This window comes from Streptomyces sp. NBC_00259 (assembly GCF_036181745.1).
In the GTDB taxonomy this organism is placed as follows: Bacteria; Actinomycetota; Actinomycetes; order Streptomycetales; family Streptomycetaceae; genus Streptomyces; species Streptomyces pratisoli.
Genome location: NZ_CP108080.1, coordinates 653,562 through 671,910, shown reverse-complemented (window position 1 = coordinate 671,910; position 18,349 = coordinate 653,562). Strand labels below are relative to the sequence as shown.

The window sequence follows — 18,349 nt, the reverse complement described above, 5'->3', positions numbered from 1 at the left end:
TCGCGGTGCGTCGAGACGGGGCCTTCCGTCGCCGGACCCTGCCGCGCCCTGCCGGACCGCCGGACCCTGCCGGGTCCGGCGGTCCGGCCGCCCGGGCTCATGGAGCCGATCCCGGGCCCGGCCCGGCGCCCGCCGGGATCACGGCCGGTACGCCGCACGGTAGTCGCGTGGGCGCATGCCGCGTCAGCTCGCGGAACCGGCGGTTGACGTTCGAGAGGTTCTGGTAGCAGCTTCGCGCGGGCACCTCCGTCACCGGCGGGATGCCGTGTGTCGGGGATCGGAGAGATCCCCGACACCCCGCGCAATCCCGTGATCTTCGACCACCGCGCCGTGTGAGGCCGACTCGATGGGCGTGAGGCAACCATGTATGCGCATACTCGCTCGCGTACTGCCAAGGCCGACCCCGACGTGGCGGCCAGCTGCCGAAGAGCGCTCGGACGGCGGTTCAAGACGGCGGTTCAGACGACGGTCAGCGTGCGGCAGGCGCGCGCCGCGGAACTCGTACCGGCGTAGACGTCGACACGGCCGGGCTCGACGGTGAAGGTCCCCGCCGGGTCGTTCGTCCAGAAGCCGAGATCCTCGGCACCCAGCCGGAACCGCACCGTGGTGCTCTCTCCCGGCGCGAGCGTGACCCGCTCGAAGCCGCGCAGCCGGCGCACCGGCTGCGCGATGCTCGCCGCCACGTCGTGGACGTAGAGCTGGACGACCTCGTCCCCGGCCAGCTCTCCCGTGTTCGTGACCGCAACCGAGACCTCGACCGTCTCGCCGCGCTCCAGCGCGTCCACCGCGACGCCGGTGCGGCTCAGCTCCGGCTCGCCGGTGGTGAAGGTCGTGTAGCTCAGCCCGTACCCGAAGGGGAACCGCGGCCCGTCGGACAGGTCCAGGTACTTGGAGACGTACTTCTCGTGGGGCTGCTCCGGGCGGTAAGGACGGCCGGTGTTCTCGTGGTTGTAGTAGACCGGGATCTGGCCCACGGCACGTGGGAAGGTCACCGGCAGCTTGCCGCCGGGGTTGACCGCGCCGAAGAGCACATCGGCCACGGCGTGACCGGCCTCGATGCCGGGGTGCCAGGCCTCCAGCACGGCGGGTGCGGAGTCCAGCCAACTGCCCAGCGTCAGCGGCCTGCCGTTCAGCAGGACCACGGCGAAGGGCCTGCCGGTCGCGGCGACGGCGGCGATGAGTTCCTCCTGCCCGGCGGGCAGAGCGATGTCGCTGCGTACGGCCGCCTCGCCGCTGAGCGCGGGGGGCTCGCCGACGACGAGGACCGTGACCTCCGCGGCCTCGGCGGCGGCGACCGCCTCCGCGACCTCCTGACCTGCGTGGATGACGTCCGCGCCGGGTGCCGCCGCGCGCACGGCGTCCAGCACGCTGACCGAGGGGAAGCGGTACACGCCGGGACCCGCCCAGGTGCCGTGCAGATCGGTGGAGTCGGCGAGGGGCCCGACGACGGCGATCGAGCGGGCGTCCGGGCTCAGCGGGAGGACGGAGCCCTCGTTCCGCAGGAGCACCATCGACCGGGCGCCGGCCTCACGGGCTGCCGCGCGCGCCGCGGGAGTCGGGCCGTCGACGGCCGCCGACTCGTCCGTGTAGGGGGCGTCGAACAACCCGAGCGCGAACTTCAGCCGCAGGATGCGTGCCACCGCGTCGTCCAGCCGGTCCGTCGAGATCCGGCCGTCGGCCAGCAGCTCCTTGCCGTGATCGGCCAGGTTCGTGGACACCATCTCCATGTCGACCCCGGCGTTGAGCGCGAGGCGCGCCGCGTCCGCGCCGTCCTCGGCGAAGCCGTGCGCGATCAGCTCCTCGACGCCCGTGTAGTCGCTGACCACGAAGCCCTCGAAGCCCCATTCTCCCTTGAGGACGGTGTTCATCGTGTGCGCGTTGCCGTGTGCCGGGACGCCGCCGACCGTGTTGAACGCGGCCATGACCGTGGCCGCTCCGGCGTCGAGGGCCGCCTTGAAGGGCGGCAGATACAGATTGCGCAGCCGCTGCTCGGAGACGTCGACGGTGTTGTAGTCGCGGCCGCCCTCGGCACCGCCGTAGGCGACGAAGTGCTTGGCGCAGGCCGCGACGCGGTCCTCGGAGGCCAGCTCGGCACCGTCGGCCGAGCCCTGGTAGCCGAGGACCTTGGCCACCGCGAAGGCGGCGTTCAGATACGGGTCCTCGCCGCAGCTCTCCGCGATCCGTCCCCAGCGCGGCTCGTGGGTGACGTCCATCATGGGGGAGAAGGTCCAGCGCACACCGTTGGACCGGGTCTCCTTCGCCGACACCTCGGCGTCGAGCCGGGCCACCGCCGGGTCGAAGCTCGCCGCCTGGGCGAGCGGGATCGGGAAGGTGGTCCAGAACCCGTGGATGACGTCCAGGCCGAAGAGCAGCGGGATGCCGAGGCGGGACTCCTCGACGGCGATGCGCTGCAGCGCGTTGGTGTGCCCGGCGCCATGGATGTTGAGGACGGAGCCGAGCAGCCCGGCGCGGGCCGCCGCCTCCGTGTGCTCGGTCTGGCCTCCGCCGGGTCCGGTGTCGCCCGTCCAGGTCAGCTGCTGGAGCTGTCCCAGCTTCTCCTCGGTCGTCATCCGGTCCAGGAGTTCCTTGACCTTGCCCTCGTACGGTCCAAGCATGCGAGCCCTCACTGCCTCTTGCCGCATCGCTACCAGCGAAGTTAACGTTCTGACCGAATCAATGTAAGCGCATTCAGCAAGCGCGTACAAGGAGCGGGGAGAGGTATCCGACGGCAACCGCCGCAGGACCCGATCTCGGAGGTGAGCGGATGACGGACCACGCGCACGGGCTGCGGGTCATGACCTTCAACCTGCAGCTCGACTGGGACAACCCGCCCCACACCTGGTCCGGGCGGCGGGACGTCGCCGCGGAACTGCTGCGCCGCGAACGGCCGCATCTGATCGGCACCCAGGAGGGCCTGCACGGCCAGCTGCGCGATCTCGAATCCGCCATCGGCGCGGACTACGCCTGGATCGGCCAGGGACGGGAGGGCGGCGGCCGCGGCGAGTTCATGGCCGTCCTCTACGACCGACGGCGGCTCGAACCCCTCGCGCACGGCCACTACTGGCTGTCCGGCACGCCGGAGGTCATCGCCTCCAACACCTGGGGCGGCGGCTGGCCCCGCATGGTCACCTGGGTCCACTTCCGCGACCTGGCCACCGGTGGCGAACTGCACGCCGCCAACACCCACTTCGACCATGTGAGCGCGTACGCCCGTGAGCGCTCCGGCCGGCTGCTCGCCGAACGGCTGAACGCGCTCGCCCCGGACCTCCCACGCATCGTCACCGGCGACTTCAACGCCCCCGCGCGGCACGACGCCGTGCACACCGCGCTGCTCGCCGAGGCGGATCTCGTGGACACCTGGGACGCGGCCGAGGAGCGGAGCCCGGCGTACGGCACCTTCCACGGCCACCGGCCGCCGGTCGCGGGCGGCGAACGGATCGACTGGATCCTCGCCTCACGGGGGACCCGAGTCCGCTCGGCGGCCGTCAACACCTTCGCCGCGGGCGGCCGTTTCCCCAGCGACCATCTGCCCGTACAGGCGCTCGTGCACGTACCCGCTCACGCCGGAACGCACCCCGATGACCGGCCCCACGCCGGCACACCCCGATGACCCGCCCCTCGCCGACGCTACCCACGACGGCGCGCTCGGACCGACCCGGAGGATCCCACCTCATGACGTCTCCCCGTACGACGCCCCCACGCCCCGCCCTCGAATGGCTCGCCGACGCCGTCCTCTACCAGATCTATCCGCAGAGCTTCGCCGACTCGAACGGTGACGGCATCGGCGACTTCGCCGGCATCGAGGCGAAACTGGACCATCTCGCCTGGCTCGGCGTGAACACCGTCTGGTTCAACCCCTGCTTCGCCTCACCGTTCGACGACGCGGGCTACGACGTCAGCGACTATCTCTCCGTCGCCCCGCGCTACGGCACCAACGACGACCTCGCCCGGCTCGTCGACGCCGCCGGACGCCGCGGCATCCGCGTGCTGCTCGACCTGGTCGCGGGACACACCTCCGACCGGCACCCCTGGTTCACCGCATCGGCGAACGACCCCTCCGACCACCGCTACATCTGGGCCGACACGGCCGAAGCCCCCCAGGGATTCGTCGCGTCTCACGGCACCCGCCCCGGCTTCTACCAGCCGAACTTCTTCGAGTCCCAGCCCGCGCTCAACTTCGGCCACGCCCGGATGGACCCGGCCGAGCCCTGGCGGCTGCCCGTCGACGCCGAGGGCCCACGCGCCAACCGGCAGGCACTGCGCGAGATCATGGACCACTGGCTGGCCCTGGGCCTGTCCGGATTCCGGGTCGACATGGCCGCCTCACTCGTGAAGGACGACCCGGGCCACGCCGAAACCGTCAAACTCTGGCGTGAACTGCGCGGCTGGCTCGACGCCGAGCACCCACAGGCGGCGCTCCTCTCCGAGTGGGGGGACCCGGCGACGTCCGTCCCGGCAGGCTTCCACGCCGACTTCTTCCTGCAGTTCGGCTCGGACAACGACGGGCTGTTCCTGCGCTCCCTGTGGAACAACTTCACGGGCACGGTCAGCGAGCAGTGGGAGCCGCAGGCCCCCTACTTCGACGCCGAGGGCAAGGGTTCCCCGCGGACCTTCCTCGACGGCTGGCGCGCGGCCTCCGACGCCGTCGGCGACGCCGGATTCCTCTCCCTCCCCACGGCCAACCACGACTTCTCCCGGCTCGCGTGCGGCCCGCGCACGGCCGAGCAACTGCCCGCCGCCTTCGCCTTCCAGCTCACCTGGCCCACGCTGCCCGCGATCTACTACGGGGACGAGATCGGGATGCGGTACGTGCCCGGCCTGCCCGACCACGAGGGCAGCCGGCTCGGCCCCCGCTACAACCGCGCGGGCTCCCGTACGCCCATGCAGTGGGACGACTCGGCCAACGCCGGCTTCTCCACCGCCCCGGCCGACCGTCTCTACCTGCCCGTGGACCCCGACCCCGACCGCCCGACGGTCGCCGCCCAGCGTGCCGACTCCGGTTCCCTGCTGCACCTGGTCCGCCGCCTCATCGCGCTGCGCAAGGCCACGCCGGAGCTGGGCCCCACGGGCAGTACGGAGGTCCTGCACGCCGGCTACCCGCTGGTCCATGTCCGCGGCGGACGCTACCTGGTGGTGGTCAACCCCCGTCACGAACCGACGGAGGCCGCCGCTCCGACGGACACCGCGACACCGCTGGAGGCGTCGGGAGTCACGGTGCGGGACGGACGTATCGACGCGGCGGGCCTCGGATACGGCATCTTCGCCCTCTGAGCCGCCGCGCGGACCTCACGGGGTACGCGGAACGCGAGGAAGGGTGGGCCACCCGCCAAGGCGCGGCCGGCCCACCCTTCCTCGCGCCGGTCAGCCCTTGCGGACCGTGAACTCCCCACGGCGCACCCGCAGCACCGTGCGCCCGCCCTCGTACGAGGACCTGGCGCCCTCGCAGCGCGCCCGGCCCTCGACGGCCACGACCGCCTCGTCACCGAGGGCACGGAACGTGACCCGGTCCTCCGCGATGCCGGTGATCTCGGCGGTCGCGTACGCGATCCGCAGCCCGCCCGCGGTGAGGCCCAGGGGCAGCATGGCCGCGCTCCGGCCCGCGAGCCGTACGCGCTCGCCACCGAACAGCGGCCTGCCCCGCTCCGCCACCGTGAAGGACTGGTCGTAGCCGGAGGAGACGTTGAAGGCGTGCAGCAGACGGCCGCCGCTGCCGTCCTTCGTCGTGAGGAGGAAGACACCCGGGTCCGTGGGGCTGTGGCTGATCGCCGGAGCCGCGCCGAGGGTCCGGAAGGCACCGAGCCAGAAGCCGAGGTCGCAGCGGTACGCCGCGGTGAGCACGACCGCCCGGCCCTTGCCGACCGGGATGTCGAACCCGCAGCCCTTGCCGGTGGACACCTCGCGCAGCACCGTCGTACCGCGGCTCGGGGTGCACAACTGGGCCTTCGGCACCCGGATCTCGGCGCGCGGCGCGGCCCAGCCGTGCGCGGTCACGGAGAGCCAGAAGCGATCGGCGTCGGTGAGCGTGTCGCCGGGCTTCAGGCCCAGGGCGTCACGCAGCACCGTGCACGGCCGGCCCGCCATGTCCTTGCCCGGCACCCGGCCGGACAGCAGCAGCCTGCCGCCCGCCTCCAGATAGCGCACCAGGCGCTTCTGCAGCTCGGCGCCCAGGTGCTCCCCGGTGGCCAGCGCGAGCACCGGGACCTTCGCCGGATCGACGTCCCCGGCCTGGAGGTCGACACCGCGGTACCGGAAGCCGCCGAGCAGCATCGCGCGGGCCAGGGCGTCGCGTGGACCGAAGCCGCGGGTGCCCTGCACATCGTCGAGCACGGCCTTGACGGCGTCGCTCTTCGGCGGGTGGTACTCGGTGAGGTAGTGGTCCGGCACGAACGCCAGCGCCACGTCGTCGTACTCGGCCTTCATCGGGGCCAGGGCCGCGGCCAGGCCGTTCACGGCGTGGGCGGTGCGCTTCGTCGGCTCGTAGCTGACCCCCGGCCTGCCCTCGGGGTCCACCGGGGCGGCGAAACCGTGGCGTTCTCCCGTGATGCCGATGCGGTCGTTCCCGTCGCCCGGCGGCTCGTCGAGCTTCGGGTTGAAGCCGCCCGCGAACAGGTAGTAGTTGATCAGCTTGGCGCCCTGGGCGAGGCACAGCCGGGTCTTCAGACCGACGGCCTCACCGTCGGTCTGGTCGCTGAGGTCGTCGCCGTAGTCGGCGTGCCCGGCGTCGAACTCCAGTGACGTCAGCGGCTGGTCGTCGTCGTGCACGGCGTCCATGAAGGCGTTGACCAGATAGAGATCGGTGACATTGCGCAGTGTGAGATCGCCGAGGTAGAAGTCGGAGCCCGAGAGCATGCCGGACCGTCCGGAGTAGGTCTCCATCAGCTGGCTGATGCCGATGGGGAAGTTCTCGGCGCTGCCGCCCCCGGTTCCGTGGATGTTGACGAGGAAGGGAACGCCGCGGACTCCGCCCGCCTCGGCGTACGTCCTGAGTTGGGTGACGTAGCGGGCGAACCGGCCGCGCATGAACGTGCCCAGGTCGTGCATGAGCGCGGGCGCGTAACCGTCCTCGGGGGAGCGTATGGCCGCGTTCCGCTCGGCGGCGGGCCGGCCGGCGAAGGGGTAGCGGGCGGCGAGGCCGTCCCCGTAGGTCCTTTCCAGCCAGCCGTTGAAGTCCTCGAGCAGATGCCCGGTGAGATCGGGGGAGTTGCTGACCCAGGCCAGCATCCCGATCTCGTTGTCCAGCTGGCAGGCGATCACGCCGGGCCGGCCCTCCCGGTGCAGCCGCCGGGCGATGACCGGCATCACCGCCGCGTACCAGCGCCGGACCTCGCCGAGGAAGGCGGGCGCCAGATAGTCGACGGTCGGTGTCGAGGCCTCGGCGCCGTCCCAGCCGGTCGGCACGATCTCCGGATGGTCGGCGCGTACCCGCTCCGGCACACCTTCGCCCTTGAGCTCGGCCATCGTGAACGGGCCCGGCCTGGCGATGACATGGAAGCCGTTCTCCAGGCAGAGATCCAGGAAGGCGCCCAGGTCGCGCTCGGGCCGCGTGCCGCCGGTGACATCGATGGTGCCGTCCGGCGTCTCGTGCCACATCCACGGGATGTACGTGGCGATGGTGTTGAGACCGGCGTCCTTGGCCCTGTCCAGCCGTGACTGCCAGTCGGCGCGCTTCAGCCGGAAGTAGTGGATCTCGCCGGCCAGGACGACGGCCGGCTCGCCGTCGATCAGCAGTTGCTTGTCCCGGTACGTGACCGACGCGGCGTCCCCCGGGCGGGGCGCGGCCCGGCCGGGGCCCGGGGAGGCCGGCGCGGCCGGGCCGGCGGCACCGAGCCCGCCTGCCGCGACGGTGGCCCCGGCCGCACCCAGTCCTCCGAGGACGGTCCTGCGGCGTGGTGCGGCGTTCCCTGTCTGCCTGGTCTGCCTGGTCTGCCGGGTCATGGCGCTCCAAGGGGTGAGGTGGTCCAGGGCCGGACGGACCCTGGGTGGGCCAGGGGCTCAACGCGCGCAGCGGAAGCCCGTGTTGCCGCTGGAACTGTCCGGCGTGTTGCCCATGCGGGCGGACGTCCGGTAGCGGAAGCAGTACGAGTCGTGGCACAGGTGGGAGCCACCGCGCAGCACCCGGGACCCTCCAGGGAGGAACCGGTCCGCGCACCACTCCCAGACGTTGCCCGTCATGTTGAACAGCCCGTGCCCGTTGGGCGGGAAGGCGTCCGCCGGGCAGGTCCCCGCGTAGCCGTCGGCGGCGGTGTTCCGGTGGGGGAAGTCGCCCCGCCAGATGTTCATCCGTACGCGCCGCCCGGATCCCGCTCGTCCCCCCACGGGTACGGCTTGCCCGTCAGCCCGCCCCGGGCGGCGTACTCCCACTCCGCCTCGGTGGGCAGCCGCGCATCCGCCCATGCGCAGTAGGCGAGCGCGTCGGCGTGCGAGACGTGCACCACCGGGTGGTCCCAGCGCCCGGCCGGTCCCGTCGGCGGGCCCTCCGGATGCCGCCAGTCCGCCCCGAACACCTGCCGCCACCAGGGGGTGGCCGCCGCGGCGCGGGTCGGCGGGAAGTCGTCCGGAAGGAAGCCCGCGAAGACGAACGACCAGCCGAAGCGCTCGGCGTCGGTGACGTGGCCGGTCGCGTCGGTGAACGCGGCGAACTCCGCGTTCGTGACGGCCGTTGCGGCCATCGCGAAGGGTTCGAGTGCGACCTCGCGCACCGGTCCCTCCCCGTCCTGCGGGTACGGGCCGCTGTCGCATCCCATGAGAAACGTGCCGCCCGCCAGCTCGCACCAGCCGCCGACCGGTGGGGGAGCGACGGACGAGCGACGGGTGGTACGCATCGTCGGTGACGTCGGTGACGTCGGTGACGTCGGTGACGTCGGTGACGCCGGTGCCCCGGGCTGCGGGCCGCGCGGAGGGGCGCAGCACGCCCTTCCCTCGGTGCTCATCGGACGTGCTCGGGCGTGTCCCGGTACCGGAGCTGAAGCACCGTCAGCCGCTCGGTGAGGTCCCTGACGACCGGCACGTACTCCGGGTCGTCGTAGCGGTTGTGCAGCTCGTCCGGGTCGCGCTCCAGGTCGAACAGCTCCCACTCCGGCTCACGGGTCTCCGCCGACGCGCCCACCTGCCCCGAGCCGTGCCCGGGGTAGTGGATCAGCTTGTGGGTGCGGGTGCGGATCCCGTAGCTGGCCTGGACGTGGTGACACACGTCCAGGTGCTCGAAGTAGCGGTAGTAGACCGAGTCCCGCCAGTCCCCGGGCCGCTCGCCGCGCAGCAGCGGCAGCAGGCTGCTGCCCTGCATCCGCTCGTGCGCGGGCAGTCCGGCCATGTCGAGGAGCGTCTGGGCGAAGTCGACGTTGACCACCAGTTCGTCGCACGACGTCCCGGCCGGGACGACCCCGGGCCAGCGCACGACCAACGGGATGCGCAGCGAGGGCTCGTACATGAAGCGCTTGTCGAACCAGCCGTGTTCGCCCAGGTAGAAGCCGTGATCCGAGGTGTAGGCCACGGCCGTGCGATCGGTCAGGCCGCTGATGTCGAGATAGTGCAGGACCCGGCCGACGTTCTCGTCGAGCCCGGCGATGACCCGCAGGTACTCCTTGATGTACCGCTGGTAGCGCCACTCGCGTTCGGCACGCTCGGAAAGGCACTGGGGCACCGGAGCCTTGAGGTCGTACGGCTGGAGGTCGGACATCCGCATCCGGGCCTCGACGGCCGCGGGGGCCCGATTGGCGTAGTCGTCGTGCAGGGTGGCCGGCGCCGGGATGTCGTCGTGCTCGTACAGATGCCGGTGGCGTTCGGCCGGCTCGAAGGCGCGGTGCGGGGCCTTGTGCTGGATCAGCAGCGCGAACGGCCGGTCCGGATCCCGCCCGTCCAGCCAGCCCAGCGCCAGATCGGTGATGATGTCGGTGACATGACCCGCGTACCGCCGCTCACCGTCGGCGGTCAGGAACACCGGGTCGTGGTACACCCCGTGCTCCGGCAGGACCTCCCAGTGGTCGAAGCCGCGTGGGTCGCTCGAACCGCCGTGGCCCAGATGCCACTTGCCGATGATCGCGGTCTGATAGCCGGCGGCCCGGAGCATTTCGGGAAAGGACGGCTGGCTCGCGTCGAACTTCTGCCCGGGCTGCTCAAGGGTCGTCATCCCGTGCACATGGCTGTACGTACCGGTGAGCAGCGTCGCACGGGCCGGCGAGCAGATCGAGTTGGTGCAGAACGCGTTGTCGAACCGCATGCCCTCGTCGGCGAGACGGTCCACCGCCGGGGTCCGGTTGATGGCGCTGCCGTACGCGCCGATGGCCGGGACCGCGTGGTCGTCGGTCATCATCAGCACGATGTTCGGGCGGGTCATATGGCGAAGTCCTCCTTCGCCAGCAGCGGCCGGACGCGCCGCGCGAAACCGCCCGTGTGGAAGGGGCGTTGCAGCAGCCCGGGCCTGAGCACCTGGGCCAGCGCCGCGGCGACCATGCCCTGGTCGAGCGCGAGCATGAAGTCGCTGACCGTGCCGGTGCGGACGTCGACCGAGTCACGGAAACCGAGCCCGTCCTCGTACGCGCCGAAGTCCCGGGCGATCCTCAGCAGATTGGCGACGGCCTCGTCCCGTGCGAAGGGCATCGCGAGGAAGGAGGCGTGCGGGGTGACGACGCCCTTCGAGGTGTAGCCGTCGACCGCCATGCCGATCGCGTCCACGCCGTACTCGCTGTAGCCGCCCTGCGGAATGTTGGCGGGGGAGAAGCCCCAGTAGCCGTAGTCCTCCTCCACCAGCCCGTGCTCGATCTGGCTGCGGACGTGCCGCCGGTGGTTCAGGCCCCATGCGCCCGGCGACCACGACGTCTCGGGAACGAAGAGCGGCACCATCAGTGCCTCGAACATCGAACCGCCCCAGGAGGGGACCAGTTTGCGCCCCCGGTACGTGTAGTGGCCCCGCCACAGCCGCACGCCGTCGACGGTGACCCACGCGCCCTCCGGCGCCTGCTCCTGCTCCCACTCGGGGAGCATGGTGCGGAAGGTGTGCCAGTAGTGCTCGGCCGGGAGGGAGCCGTCGGCGATCCCGAGGTAGCTCGCCATGCGCGGCTCGGTGTTGAGCGCGCCGTACCAGTGCGAGGTGAAGGTGTTGTCGTCCGTCCAGTGGCCGCCGCGCAGCTGACCGGGGTTGGCCGCCGGGTCGTCGGCGTCGTACGGCGTGTAGAAGAACCCCCAGTCGGCGTCGGCGAGCAGCCGCGCGACGCGCGGGCGCAGTGCCGGGTCGGCGTCCGCGGCGATCAGCAGGCCGGTGACCAGCCAGGCGTTGTCCACGGACGAGAGGAACGGCCGTACCGGGTCTCCGGTGCCCGGCCACGCCGTGAGGACCTCGCCGGTGTGGGCGTCGTACCAGTTGAACCAGAAGCCGTGCGCGCGCTCCAGCCTCTCGACGGCCGAGACGGTCCGCGCGAGCCTGCGGTGCATGCTCCCGCTGTCGATGACCCCGAGCCCGGCCGCCGCGACGGTCGTCCACAGCCCGCAGGCGATATTGGTCGGCGACGTGTTGACGGACGGCACCGGGTCGGCGGCGGTGACATCGATCTTGTCGGCGGCGAGGCCCAGGTCGGTGGTCATCGCCTCGATCGAGCGGTAGGTGTCCCGGAACCAGCGGCGCAGCAGCGCGTCGCCGTCCCGGCCCGCCGCGGCGGCGGTTCCGGTGAGGGCGAGCGTGGCGGTGGCGCCCGCTCCGGCGGCCAGGAAGGTACGGCGCTTCATACGGTCCAACTCCTTCGAAGGGCGGTCCTGCGGGGGAGACTTGCCGGTTTCGTTCGAGGGGGCGGTGTGGTGGCGTGCCGGTGTGTGCCCGCCGGCCGGCGGCGCCGGCGTCAGCTCCGCGTCAGCCGCAGGGCCCGGATGCCCGGCATCGGGAGGTCGACCGTGAGGGTCACCGTCCCGTCCGCGTCCGCGGTCATCCGGGGCAGGGATCGCTCCGACAGCCGGTCCGCCGCGCGGAGCTTCGCCCACTGCTGCTCGTCGGGCCAGTCGCCGCCGCCCAGGTCGTTCCAGACGGACCGGATGCTGGAGTGGGCCTCGTCGACCCGGCACATCGAGACGTCGTACGACGCGCCCGCCGCCAGGCCGGTCACCCGCACCACCGCCGTGCGGTCGAGCGCTGCCGAACCGTCGGTCTTGGTCTGGTCGAGGGTGCCGTTCCACACCAGTACGTCGAGGACCGACGCGTCTTCCGCACGCGTCGCGAGCGCCTCGACCAGTGCCTCGGCACCGTCGCCCGTGACATGGGCGGGGACACGGCCGCCGGCGAGCCGGGAGAGCAGGAACAGTGCCCAGAAGCGGGGCTTGCTCAGATTGCCCACCGTCAGCAGGCCGAAGCCGCCGTGGAACAGCTTCGGCGGCCGGCCCTGCTCCTCGAAGTGGTCGCTCGCGACCCAGTGGGCGAGGGCGTCGGTGGACGCGAGCGCCGACTTCATGCCGCGCAGCACGAAGGGCGCCGCGAAGACGGAGTCGTTCACCCGGTGGAAGTGGGTCGGTGTGACGCCCCACTCCGTCCACAGGATCTCCGGCTCCGGCCGGCTCGTGACCTGCGCGAAGGAACGGGTCCGCGGGCGGAAGTCCAGGGGCGCGTTGCCGTAGGTGTGGGTGGAGACGAAGTCGACCGGGACCTCGTGCTCCCGGCAGAACTCCAGCAGCGCGTCGACCCACTGGGCCGCGGCCGATCCGGGGCCGCCGACGCGGATCCGCGCGTCGACGCCCTTGACGGCGCGGACGGCGACCTCGTACAGCCGGTGGTAGTCGGCCTGCGTCCCGGTCCAGAAGACGTCGAGATTGGCCTCGTTCCAGACCTCGAACTCCCAGCCCGCGACCTCGTCGGCGCCGTAGCGCTCCCGCAGGTGCACGGTCAGCTCGCGGCACAGGTCGCCCCAGCGGTCCCAGTCGGCGGGCACGGAGATGACGCCCCGGTAGTGGAACACGGTGGCCTGCGGGTCGGCGGCCAGTTCCCCGGGCATGAAGGAGAGTTCGACGACCGGCTTGAGGCCGGTGGCGAGGAGGCGGTCGTAGACCTCGTCGAGACCGGTGAAGTCGAAGGAGCCGTCGTCGCGGACGGAGACGTTCTCGGGCAGGAAGGTGCCGTGGGCGCGGACGGTGCGGACGCCGATCTCGTCGCGCACGATGCCGAGCGCCTCGGCGTACTCCGCGGCGATGTCCGCGCCGCCCGGTCCCGCCTCGTCACCGACCAGGAGCGAGAAGTGCTCGGCGCCGATCATCCGGTTCCAGACACCGGGGAGTTCCGAGGGCGCGGCGGCGGCGTCGACCGAGACGGTCACCTCCCCGGGGCCGATGCCCCTCGCCCTCGCGCAGCCCCGGACGGCGGCGGGTGCGAGCTGGCCGGGGCCGGCGTCGCTCCAGGAGGCGACCGTGTACCAGTAGCCGTGGCCGGCCTCCACCTGGGTGTCGGCGTACGGCGGGTGGGGCACGGCCAGGACGTCGCCGCCCCGGTGGTCCAGCGGTACGAAGGGACCGTCGGCGGAGTGCGAACGGTGGACGAGATAGCCCAGCGCGCCCTCCACCGGCTCCCAGTCGAGCAGCACATGGCCGGTGCCGTCCTCGGAGCGCAGCCCGCGGGGCGCGGGCAGCGCGGTGGTGCCGGGCGGCGGTCCGTCGCCGGTCGGGCCGGGGCGCAGGTCCCCGTCGGGACGGTCACCGTGCGTGTGGGTCATGGTCCGCCTTTCGCATGGATGCGCATACATGACAGGCGTGCGGACTCCCCGCCGTGCGCCCGGAGACCGGCCCGTGGGCGCGGTCCCCGGGGCGGGGAGCGGTGGGCTACTTCAGCCCGGCGGTGGCGATGCCCTGCGTGAAGTGCCGCTGCAGGACGACGAAGACCAGCAGCACCGGCAGCACCACGAGGAAGGCGCCCGCCATCAGCACACCGTTGGAGCCGTCGGCCTTCGTCGGGTCGGTGGCGAAGGTGGCCAGGGCGACCGGAAGGGTGTAGTGGTCCGGATCGTTGGTGGCGACGAGCGGCCACAGGAAGTTGTTCCAGGAGCCGAGGAACACGAAGATCGCGAGGGTCGCCAGCGCGGGCTTGACCAACGGCAGCACGATCCGCCAGAAGATGAACCACTCGCGGGCGCCGTCGATGCGGGCCGCCTCCAGGAGCTCGTCCGGGATGGCCATCATGAACTGCCGCATCAGGAAGACCCCGAACGCCCCGGCCGCGAACGGCAGGATCAGCGCCGCATAGGTGTCGAGCAGCCCCAGCTTGCTCATCATCACGAACTGGGGGAGCAGCAGGAGGTTGCCCGGCACCATCAGCGCGCCCAGCACCACGGCGAACACGGGCCTGCGGCCGATGAAGTTCAGCTTGGCCAGGGCATAGCCCAGCATCGAGCAGAACAGCAGATTGCACACCGTGACGAAGACGGCGACCAGCGAGGAGTTGAAGAACGCCTGCGGAACGTCCATCAGCCCGAGCAGCTCACGGAAGTTGCGGAGCGTCCATTCGGTCGGGATCCACACCGGCGGGCTGGCGCCCAGCTCCCGCTGCGTCTTGAAGGCCGACAGCCCCATCCACAGGAACGGCGCGACCATGGCCGCCATGCCGACGCCCAGCAGGACGTACGTGAGGGCCCTGCGGCCACGGGCACCGCGGGCGGGCGGCGCCGGACGGGCGACGGGTGCGGTCTTCGCTCGGGTCTCGGTGGCGCTCATCGGGTCTTGTCCTTCAGCAGGCGGAGCTGGAGCAGCGTGACGGCCAGGACGATCACGAACAGGACGTACGCCATGGCGCCGGCGTAACCCATGTGGAAGAAGTCGAAGCCCTCCCGGTACATGTGCAGGGAGACCGTGAGCGTGCTGTCCGACGGGCCGCCGTCGGTCATCACGAACGGCTCCTCGAAGACGTTGAGGAAGCCGATGGTGGTCATCACCGCGACATAGAGCATGGTGGGCCGCAGCAGCGGCACCGTGATCGTGCGGAACTCCTGGACGATCCCGGCGCCGTCGATCCTCGCCGCCTCCCGCACCTCGGAGGGAATGGCCTGCAACCCGGCGAGGAAGAGCACCATCGCGGTGCCCATGTTGCGCCAGACCGCCATCGCGATGAGCGAGGGCATGGCAAGGGTCTCGGAGGCCAGGAAGTCCGGGCTGTCCAGTCCGATCTGGCCGGCGAGTCCCGCGATCAGGCCTTCCGACGGGTCGAGCACGAAGCGCCAGATGACGGCGACCGCGACGATGGCCGTGACCACGGGCGCGTAGAACCCCACGCGGAAGAACGTACGCATCCGGTCGATCCCGGAGTTGAGCAGCACCGCCGCCACCAGCCCGCTGCCGATGGTCAGCGGCACGCCGAGCACCACGAAGTAGCCGGTGTTGAGCAGCGACCGGACGAACTTCTCGTCCTCGACGAGCTTCGCGTAGTTCTCCAGGCCGACGAACTCGGCCGAGAACGGGTCCGTGACGTTGCGGAGGCCGAAGTCGGTGAAGCTCATCACCAGCGTGGCGACGATGGGCAGCGCCATGAAGGTGAGGAAGAGCGACAGGAACGGCGCGGAGTAGAACCAGCCGGCGACATTCTGGGTCGAGAGCCGGTCCCGGCGGCGCCGGGGCGCCTCCGGGACCTCCCTGCCCGCCGTGGGCTCTGCTGCTGCCCCGGGCCCGTTCCCGCCCCGGTCCTCGGCGGCGGCCTTGGCGGCGGTGGTGCTCATGTGCTCAGCCCACCAGGCCCTCGGTGGACTGCTGGAGCTTCTTCGCCGTGGCGGCCGGGTCGGCGCCCCGAGCGACCTTCTCCAGGGCGTCCTCGATCTGCACGGAGAACTCGTTCCACGTCGCCATCGGCGGGATCTCCTTGGCCGTGTCCAGCGACTTCCTGAAGACGGCCAGGGACTCGCCGCCGGCCTTCAGCGCGGGCTCGTCCCACGCGGCCTTGTTGGCGGGCAGCGTCTTGGATATCTCGTACCACTTGGCCTGCGTCTTCGCCGTGGTGAGGAACGTGGTGAACTCCTGCGCCGCGGCCTTGTGCTCGCTGTCCTTGAAGGTCACCAGCGAGGAGCCGCCGACCCAGGAGGTGGAGGACTTGTCCGCCGGCAGCGGCGCGACCTTCCACTTGCCGTCCAGCTGCGGCTGCTGCTCCGCGATGTTCTGGACCATCCACGGGCCGGACTGGAACATGGGCACACGGTCCGCGGCGAAGTCCTTGAGGACGTCGTGACCGGGAACGAAGTTCTTCTTGGCGAGACCCGCGTCGAAGTAGTGGCCGAACTCGGCCAGCGCCCTGACCGTCTCCGGGGAGTCCAGGGCGGGCTTGCCGTCCTCGCCCAGCAGTTCGCCGCCCGTGGCGTAGAGGAACGGCACCCAGCCCTGCCAGGCGCCGGTGCTGCCGGGCTGGAGGTCCAGGCCCCACTCGGCCCCGCCCTTGTTCTTGTACGCGGCGGCGAGGTCGCGCAGGTCCTTCCACGTGGCCGGAGCCTTGTCGAAGCCCGCCTTCTCGGCGAGGTCGGTGCGGTAGTAGAGCGCCCGCGCGTCCGCGTACCACGGCACGCCGTAGGCCTTGCCGTCCACGACGTTCCCGTCCCAGGTGGCGGGGAAGAAGTCGTCCTTCTTGAACGCCTTGTCGTCCACCGGTTCGAGGGTGTCGAGTTCGATGAACTCGCCCATCATGGTGGAGCCCATCTGGGCCATGTCCGGGAGCGTCCCGGCAGCGGCGCCCGACACCAGCTTCTGGTGGACGACGTCCCAGCCGACCGGGGTCACCTTGACGGTGATGTTGGGGTGTTCCCCGGTGAACTCCTTGGCGAGGGTCTGGAGTCGGGTGGCCTCCTCGCCCATCGCCCACACGGTGAGCGTCTGCTTGGCGTCAGCCGCTGCCTGGTCGCCGCCGCTGCCTCCGCAGGAGGTCAGGCTGAGAGCCGTCACCACCGTGGCGGCGATGCTGACGGACTTGGCAGTGCGTGTCATGCGGCTCCTCCAAGAGTTCATGTATGCGCTGTCCGTAAGCGCATACATGACCTTGCAGCACGGGGCGGAGCGACTCAAGAGGCGCGGAGGTAACGCTTCCGTAAACCCGCCGGAACACGAGAACCGCCTTCGCTAGAGGGACCGTTCCCCGGCGCAGCCGCAGCTCGCCCGCCGGGTCACCTTCACCGGAAGCACGCGCGCCACGGTCGCCTGCCCGCGGTCCTGGAGCCGGGAGACGAGCAGTTCGACGGCCTCCTCGCCGAGGCGGCCCATCGGCTGCCGCACGGTCGTCAGCGTCGGACGCACCAGACGACTCAGCGCGATCCCGTCGAAGCCGGTCACGGCGATCTCGTCCGGGACGCCGACCCCGCGCGACTCCAGAGCGTGCAACGCACCCACCGCCATCTGGTCGTTGGCGAGCACCAGACCCTGGGGCGGCGCCCCGTCCCGGTCGAGCAGCTCCTCGACCGCCTTCCGGCCGGCGGCCTGCGTCAGGTCTCCCCGCACGTCGGGCGCCTCCGGCAACGGCAGCCCGGCTTCCAGATGGGCCGCCTGGAAGCCGCGGAAGCGCGCCTCGCCGTCCGGGGAGTCCGGGGGGCCGCCGACGAAGGCGAGGCGGCGCAGGCCGTGGTCGACGATCAGATGCCGGGTGAGCTCCAGCTGGCCGTCGAAGTTGGCCACTTCGATGTGGTCGTAGTCGTCGTCGCGCTGGCCCGCGATCAGTACGACGGGCAGCCGCCGCCCGACGACCTCGAGGTCCTCGGCGGGCACGGTCTGCGCCAGCACGGCCAGGCCGTCCACCCGCCCGGCGACCTCGGCCAGTTGCCCGCCCGCGCGGTCCGCGTGCGAGGCGGCGATCAGCAGCGCGTAGCCGTGACGCCGGGCGGCGCGCTCCATGCCCCGGATGACCTCGTCGGAGTAGAGGATCAGCTCCGCGTCCTCGGTGTCCGGAGCGTCCTCGGCCTCGGTGTCATGGATGTCGGGGAAGCACAGGCCGAGTACGCCGGTGGTGCGGCTGGCGAGCCCGCGCGCGCTGCCGCTCGGCAGGTAGCCGAGCTCACGCGCGACGGACAGGACCCGGTCGCGGGTCGCCGCCCGCACCGAATCGGGGCTGCGGTAGACGCGCGACACCGTCGCGATGGAGACCCCCGCCCGCTCCGCCACGTCGTACACCGTGGGAGTGCTCATCCTGCCGCCTCGCCTCTCGTTCTGCCGCGCCCCGCGCGCGTCCGGCCGGCCCGTGAACCCGCCGACCTGCTGAAAGCGCATTCAGCCTAAGGTCGGCCGGTGCAGGGGGCAAGGGTCGGCCGGGGAGGCGCTTCGCGGGGCGCGCCGCCGACGCACGTGCCGGCACCCGGAAGCGCCCGAGGGTGACGGGCCGCGCGGCCCGGGGCGGCCGAGCGGCATCGGGATGAGCCACTCGACCGCCCCG

11 protein-coding genes and 1 pseudogene are annotated in these 18,349 nt (G+C 71.7%); 2 read left to right on the top strand and 10 right to left on the bottom strand.

Annotated elements, in window-relative coordinates; translation table 11 throughout:
- Positions 1-458: 458 nt before the first annotated feature.
- On the bottom strand, positions 459-2,615 hold the full coding sequence (locus OG766_RS02905; RefSeq protein ID WP_266376695.1) for a glycoside hydrolase family 3 N-terminal domain-containing protein: 2,157 nt from the start codon (positions 2,613-2,615) through the stop codon (positions 459-461).
- 149 nt (positions 2,616-2,764) lie between these two features.
- On the opposite strand from OG766_RS02905, the gene OG766_RS02900 reads away from it, so the two are divergent.
- Together OG766_RS02900 and OG766_RS02895 are read left to right on the top strand one after the other, a co-directional pair.
- Positions 2,765-3,610 carry an endonuclease/exonuclease/phosphatase family protein gene (locus OG766_RS02900; protein ID WP_266376697.1) on the top strand — a complete coding sequence of 282 codons (846 nt, stop codon included), beginning with the start codon at positions 2,765-2,767 and terminating at the stop codon, positions 3,608-3,610.
- Between the two features lie 62 nt (positions 3,611-3,672).
- Positions 3,673-5,271, top strand: a complete 1,599-nt coding sequence (locus OG766_RS02895; RefSeq protein ID WP_328724482.1) for an alpha-amylase family glycosyl hydrolase — start codon at positions 3,673-3,675, stop codon at positions 5,269-5,271.
- A gap of 90 nt (positions 5,272-5,361) precedes the next feature.
- Here the strand turns inward: OG766_RS02895 and OG766_RS02890 are convergent, their stop codons facing one another.
- The 9 genes and pseudogenes from OG766_RS02890 to OG766_RS02850 all read right to left on the bottom strand — a co-directional run bounded on the left by OG766_RS02890 (position 5,362) and on the right by OG766_RS02850 (position 18,105).
- Positions 5,362-7,935: a beta-galactosidase gene (locus OG766_RS02890; RefSeq protein ID WP_328724481.1), complete on the bottom strand. Its 2,574-nt coding sequence runs from the start codon at positions 7,933-7,935 to the stop codon at positions 5,362-5,364.
- 57 nt (positions 7,936-7,992) lie between these two features.
- Positions 7,993-8,744: pseudogene (locus tag OG766_RS02885) on the bottom strand (formylglycine-generating enzyme family protein).
- 182 nt (positions 8,745-8,926) lie between these two features.
- Positions 8,927-10,333 carry a sulfatase family protein gene (locus OG766_RS02880; RefSeq protein ID WP_328724480.1) on the bottom strand — a complete coding sequence of 469 codons (1,407 nt, stop codon included), beginning with the start codon at positions 10,331-10,333 and terminating at the stop codon, positions 8,927-8,929.
- Positions 10,330-11,718 carry a glucoamylase family protein gene (locus OG766_RS02875; protein WP_328724479.1) on the bottom strand — a complete coding sequence of 463 codons (1,389 nt, stop codon included), beginning with the start codon at positions 11,716-11,718 and terminating at the stop codon, positions 10,330-10,332. Before OG766_RS02875 ends, OG766_RS02880 begins: the two co-directional genes overlap by 4 nt.
- Positions 11,719-11,828: 110 nt before the next feature.
- Complete coding sequence (locus OG766_RS02870) at positions 11,829-13,679, bottom strand: GH39 family glycosyl hydrolase (protein ID WP_328724478.1); 1,851 nt, start codon at positions 13,677-13,679, stop codon at positions 11,829-11,831.
- 106 nt (positions 13,680-13,785) lie between these two features.
- Positions 13,786-14,673, bottom strand: coding sequence for a carbohydrate ABC transporter permease (locus OG766_RS02865; RefSeq protein ID WP_423246998.1), 888 nt, complete (start codon positions 14,671-14,673; stop codon positions 13,786-13,788).
- The gene (locus tag OG766_RS02860; protein ID WP_266376720.1) at positions 14,670-15,668 is read right to left on the bottom strand and encodes a carbohydrate ABC transporter permease; all 999 of its coding nucleotides are present in this window, start codon (positions 15,666-15,668) and stop codon (positions 14,670-14,672) included. The genes OG766_RS02865 and OG766_RS02860 overlap by 4 nt, the downstream gene beginning before the upstream one ends.
- A 4-nt stretch (positions 15,669-15,672) precedes the next feature.
- A complete protein-coding gene (locus tag OG766_RS02855; protein WP_266376723.1) occupies positions 15,673-16,917 on the bottom strand; it encodes an extracellular solute-binding protein in 1,245 nt (414 codons plus the stop codon).
- A 132-nt stretch (positions 16,918-17,049) separates the two neighbouring features.
- Complete coding sequence (locus OG766_RS02850; RefSeq protein WP_266376726.1) at positions 17,050-18,105, bottom strand: LacI family DNA-binding transcriptional regulator; 1,056 nt, start codon at positions 18,103-18,105, stop codon at positions 17,050-17,052.
- Positions 18,106-18,349: the final 244 nt, after the last annotated feature.

Coding starts and splice junctions, on each gene's coding strand:
- OG766_RS02905 (WP_266376695.1), bottom strand. CDS start 2,615: ATGCTTGGACCGTACGAGGGCAAGGTCAAGGAACTCCTGGACCGGATG.
- OG766_RS02900 (WP_266376697.1), top strand. CDS start 2,765: ATGACGGACCACGCGCACGGGCTGCGGGTCATGACCTTCAACCTGCAG.
- OG766_RS02895 (WP_328724482.1), top strand. CDS start 3,673: ATGACGTCTCCCCGTACGACGCCCCCACGCCCCGCCCTCGAATGGCTC.
- OG766_RS02890 (WP_328724481.1), bottom strand. CDS start 7,935: ATGACCCGGCAGACCAGGCAGACCAGGCAGACAGGGAACGCCGCACCA.
- OG766_RS02880 (WP_328724480.1), bottom strand. CDS start 10,333: ATGACCCGCCCGAACATCGTGCTGATGATGACCGACGACCACGCGGTC.
- OG766_RS02875 (WP_328724479.1), bottom strand. CDS start 11,718: ATGAAGCGCCGTACCTTCCTGGCCGCCGGAGCGGGCGCCACCGCCACG.
- OG766_RS02870 (WP_328724478.1), bottom strand. CDS start 13,679: ATGACCCACACGCACGGTGACCGTCCCGACGGGGACCTGCGCCCCGGC.
- OG766_RS02865 (WP_423246998.1), bottom strand. CDS start 14,673: ATGAGCGCCACCGAGACCCGAGCGAAGACCGCACCCGTCGCCCGTCCG.
- OG766_RS02860 (WP_266376720.1), bottom strand. CDS start 15,668: ATGAGCACCACCGCCGCCAAGGCCGCCGCCGAGGACCGGGGCGGGAAC.
- OG766_RS02855 (WP_266376723.1), bottom strand. CDS start 16,917: ATGACACGCACTGCCAAGTCCGTCAGCATCGCCGCCACGGTGGTGACG.
- OG766_RS02850 (WP_266376726.1), bottom strand. CDS start 18,105: ATGAGCACTCCCACGGTGTACGACGTGGCGGAGCGGGCGGGGGTCTCC.